General features: G+C 63.3%; 4 protein-coding genes and 1 pseudogene. 3 read left to right on the top strand and 2 right to left on the bottom strand.

The annotated features are described in order from the left end of the window. Together ACK5IR_RS16375 and ACK5IR_RS16370 are read right to left on the bottom strand one after the other, a co-directional pair. The coding region (locus tag ACK5IR_RS16375) for an NnrU family protein (protein ID WP_416930386.1) at positions 1–375 on the bottom strand (375 nt) is incomplete at its 3' end. A 12-nt stretch (positions 376–387) separates the two neighbouring features. Further along, entirely contained in the window at positions 388–1,257 is an 870-nt protein-coding gene (locus tag ACK5IR_RS16370) for an HpcH/HpaI aldolase/citrate lyase family protein (protein WP_416930384.1), read from the bottom strand. 224 nt (positions 1,258–1,481) lie between these two features. Here ACK5IR_RS16370 and mdh point away from each other — a divergent pair, with 224 nt between their 5' ends. The 3 genes and pseudogenes from mdh to ACK5IR_RS16355 form a co-directional block, all read left to right on the top strand. Beyond that, complete coding sequence (mdh, locus tag ACK5IR_RS16365; protein WP_416930382.1) at positions 1,482–2,444, top strand: malate dehydrogenase; 963 nt, start codon at positions 1,482–1,484, stop codon at positions 2,442–2,444. 297 nt (positions 2,445–2,741) lie between these two features. Beyond that, complete coding sequence (gene sucC / locus ACK5IR_RS16360; RefSeq protein ID WP_416930380.1) at positions 2,742–3,935, top strand: ADP-forming succinate--CoA ligase subunit beta; 1,194 nt, start codon at positions 2,742–2,744, stop codon at positions 3,933–3,935. 5 nt (positions 3,936–3,940) lie between these two features. Continuing rightward, positions 3,941–4,165, top strand: a pseudogene (locus ACK5IR_RS16355) (succinate--CoA ligase subunit alpha); the annotation flags it as partial.

Below are 4,165 nucleotides of genomic sequence, written 5' to 3'. Positions count from 1 at the left end.
GCCGAACAGGATGATTGAAGCCAGATCGCCATTGGTCAGCAGGTGCGCGAAGGCCCAGAGCCCGAAGCCGGTCAGCATCGGGTGGCGCATCCGGTTCAGCAGCCGGCCCCGCTTCGGCGCCGGGCTCATCATGAAGATCGCGATCAGGGCCAGCAGGTTGTTCACATGCCTGAGGAAGGCCGGCGGGTTCCAGACCTCGACGAACGGCGTTGCCCTGAAGCCGATCACCATCAGCACGATGCTGACGACCAGCGCGATCGCCACCGCGCCGCGCCCGCCATCGCCGAGCCTTGCCCGGGCGTCGGGCATCGCGCGCCTGAACAGGTGGGCGCCCCACCAGAGCGCGATGCCAAGGATCAGTATCAGCCAGCCCATTCCTTCTCCCGTTCAGTTCCGTGCTTCGATGGCCGCGGCTTTTGCCAGTGTGGCCTGTGCGGTCACGATATGCAGATTCTCGACGATCTTTCCATCGACAACCGCAACGCCCACGCCTTGCGCCGCCGCCTGCTCGAACGCGGCGATCTGACGGCGGGCAAGGTCGATCTCGGCCTCGGAAGGCGCGAAGACCGCATTGGCGATGTCGATTTGCGCGGGATGGATCAGCGTCTTGCCGTCCATGCCCAGGTCGCGCCCCTGTTCGCATTCGGCGCGCAGGCCATCGTCATCGCGGAAGGCGTTGTAAACTCCGTCGACACAGACGATGCCCTGCGCCCGCGCCGCCAGCAGGCAGGTCTGGAGAGCGGCCTGCAACGGCAGCCTGTCGGGGCGGAACCGGCAGCCCAGTTCCTTGGCCAGGTCGTTGGTGCCCAGAACGAAGCCGCCCATGCGCGGCGCGGTCGCGATCAGGCGCGCCTGGAGAATGCCACGCGGCGTTTCCATCATCGCCCAGATCCGCGTCTCGGCGCAGGCCGGGTGGGCATCGAGCCTTGCCGCCACCTTCTCGACCTGGGCGATGCTCTCGACCTTGGGCATCAGCACCACCTGCGGGCCGGTTTCCATGATCGCCGCCAGATCGTCGGAGCCCCATTCGGTCTCCATCCCGTTCAGGCGCACGATCTGGGTGCGCTGACCGTAGCCGCCCTCGGCCAGTGTCGCGGCGAGCAGGGTCCGGGCATTGGCCTTTTCGTCAACGGCCACCGCATCCTCCAGATCGAAGATGATCGCGTCCACCGGCAGCCCCCGGGCCTTTTCGAGCGCGCGTTCCTTCGAGCCGGGGATGTAGAGCACCGAACGGAAGGGGCGGGCGGCAAGGTCCATGTCACTCTCCTGTCGTTTTGCCCGTGGCAGAGACCACATGATTTCTGCGTGCGCAAGTTGTGAAATGCCGCATTGCGGAAAACGCAAGAAATTTGCGCGGCAGTCTTTGTTCCGCCTGCCTTGCCCGGGCCGCTGCATCCTTGTGCCGCGCAGACGCAACTTGCGCCTTTGCCTGCGAATGGCTAGGCACGGCTGCGAACAGAAACCAGTCAGGGAAGAAACAAATGGCCAGACCCAAGATCGCGCTCATCGGCGCCGGGCAGATCGGTGGCACGCTTGCCCACCTTGCAGCCATGAAGGAACTTGGCGACGTTGTCCTTTTCGACATCGCCGAGGGGATCCCCGAGGGCAAGGCGCTCGACATTGCCGAATCCGGCCCGTCCGAGGGGTTCGACGCGGCGCTGAAGGGTACGCAGGATTACGCCGATATCGCCGGCGCCGACGTGTGCATCGTCACCGCCGGCGTGCCGCGCAAGCCGGGCATGAGCCGTGACGATCTGCTTGGCATCAACCTGAAGGTGATGAAATCGGTCGGCGAAGGCATCCGCGACAATTGCCCGGATGCGTTCGTAATTTGCATCACCAACCCGCTCGACGCGATGGTCTGGGCGTTGCAGCAGTTCTCGGGCCTGCCGACGAACAAGGTCTGCGGCATGGCCGGCGTGCTGGATTCGGCCCGCTTCCGCCACTTCCTGAGCCTGGAATTCAATGTTTCGATGAAGGATGTCACGGCCTTCGTTCTGGGTGGACACGGCGATACCATGGTTCCCTCGGTGCGCTATTCGACCGTGGGCGGCATCCCGCTGCCGGATCTGATCGCGATGGGCTGGACCAGCCAGGAAAAACTCGACGCGATCGTGCAGCGCACCCGCGACGGCGGGGCCGAGATCGTCGGTCTGCTCAAGACCGGCTCGGCCTATTACGCCCCGGCGACCTCGGCCATCGAGATGGCCGAAGCCTATCTCAAGGATCAGAAGCGCCTGCTGCCCTGCGCCGCCTATTGCAATGGCGAACTGGGGCTCAAGGACCTCTATGTCGGCGTTCCGACCATCATCGGCGCCGGCGGCATCGAGAAGGTGGTCGATATCAAGCTGTCGAAGGAAGAGCAGGTGATGTTCGACAATTCGGTCAGTGCCGTGCGCGGTCTGGTCGAGGCCTGCAAGGGCATCGAGCCGTCGCTCGCCTGACGGGTACCGCCATCGCTTCACAAGGGCCCGCTGCATCGCAGCGGGTCTTTTCGCTTTTGCTTCTCGAAATGTTAGCGATAACCGTGCATGCGGTTGATTTCGCAGACTAAAGACACGGCTTGGTTGGATGGTCCGGGTGATTCGGGCGGGTACCGGCAGATTTGTGATCACGCGATTTGCAGGCGTGATCACAAATCGTGGATTTTCTGGCGAAATCGGCCTGTTGGTGAAGAAATGCGTTTTATTAACGCGCGCGACGTGCCAATCAGTCCGAAATCGCAGCAATGGGACAGTTTCATGAATATCCATGAATACCAGGCGAAAGCTCTGCTTCGCGACTATGGCGCCCCGGTCAGTGATGGCCGCGCCGTGACCAAAGCCGACGAGGCGAAGACCGCGGCCGGCGAACTGGACGGCCCGCTCTGGGTGGTCAAGGCGCAAATTCACGCCGGCGGCCGCGGCAAGGGTTCGTTCAAGGAGGCCGATGCCGGCGACAAGGGCGGTGTCCGGCTGGCGAAGACGGTCGAGGAGGCCGCCGCCGAAGCGCGCAGGATGCTGGGCCGCACGCTGGTGACCAAGCAGACCGGCCCGGCCGGCAAGCAGGTCAACCGCATCTACATCGAAGACGGCTCGGGTATTTCGCGCGAGCTCTATCTGGCGCTGCTGGTCGATCGCAAGACATCGCGCGTTGCCTATGTCGCGTCGACCGAGGGCGGCATGGATATCGAGGAGGTCGCCGAGAAGACGCCGGAGAAGATCCTGACCTTCTCGGTCGATCCGGCGGCGGGCTACCAGCCCTATCACGGGCGCCGCATCGCCTTCATGCTCGGGCTCGAAGGTCAGCAGGTCAAGCAATGCGTCCGCCTGATGGGCATCCTCTACCAGATGTTCGTCGACAAGGACATGAGCATGCTCGAGATCAACCCGCTGATCGTGACCGACAAGGGCGATCTGAAATGTCTCGATGCCAAGATGAGCTTCGATTCGAATGCGCTTTACCGCCATTCCGACATCGCAGCGCTGCGCGACGAGACCGAGGAGGACCCGAAGGAGCTCGAAGCCTCGAAGTTCGACCTGAACTATGTGGCGCTCGACGGCGAGATCGGCTGCATGGTCAATGGCGCGGGCCTCGCCATGGCGACGATGGACATCATCAAGCTCTATGGCGCCGAGCCGGCGAACTTTCTCGATGTCGGGGGCGGCGCGACCAAGGAGAAGGTGACCGAAGCCTTCAAGATCATCACCTCGGACCCCAACGTGAAGGGTATCCTCGTCAACATCTTCGGCGGCATCATGCGCTGCGACGTGATCGCCGAGGGTGTGGTCACGGCGGTGAAGGATACCGGCCTTTCGGTTCCGCTGGTGGTCCGGCTCGAAGGCACCAATGTCGAGAAGGGCAAGGAGATCATCAACAATTCCGGCCTGAACGTCATTGCCGCCGACGACCTGAAGGACGGCGCAGAAAAGATCGTCAGGGCGGTGAAGGGATAACAGACATGGCCATTCTCGTCGACAGGTACACCAAAGTCATCACCCAGGGCTTCACCGGAAGCCAGGGCACATTCCATTCCGAACAGGCCATCGCCTATGGCACGAAGATGGTCGGCGGCGTGACGCCGGGCAAGGGTGGCGCGACGCATCTCGACCTGCCGGTGTTCAACACCGTGCACGAGGCGCGGGAGGCGACCGGCGCCAATGCGTCGGTGATCTATGTGCCGCCG

It is taken from the genome of Tropicimonas sp., from assembly GCF_047971885.1.
Taxonomy (GTDB): Bacteria; Pseudomonadota; Alphaproteobacteria; order Rhodobacterales; family Rhodobacteraceae; genus Tropicimonas.
This window is presented reverse-complemented; position numbering and strand designations above follow the sequence as displayed.

Bases quoted from the DNA above. Each gene is read 5' to 3' on its own strand.
- ACK5IR_RS16370 (WP_416930384.1), bottom strand. From the start codon at position 1,257: ATGGACCTTGCCGCCCGCCCCTTCCGTTCGGTGCTCTACATCCCCGGC.
- sucC (WP_416930380.1), top strand. From the start codon at position 2,742: ATGAATATCCATGAATACCAGGCGAAAGCTCTGCTTCGCGACTATGGC.
- mdh (WP_416930382.1), top strand. From the start codon at position 1,482: ATGGCCAGACCCAAGATCGCGCTCATCGGCGCCGGGCAGATCGGTGGC.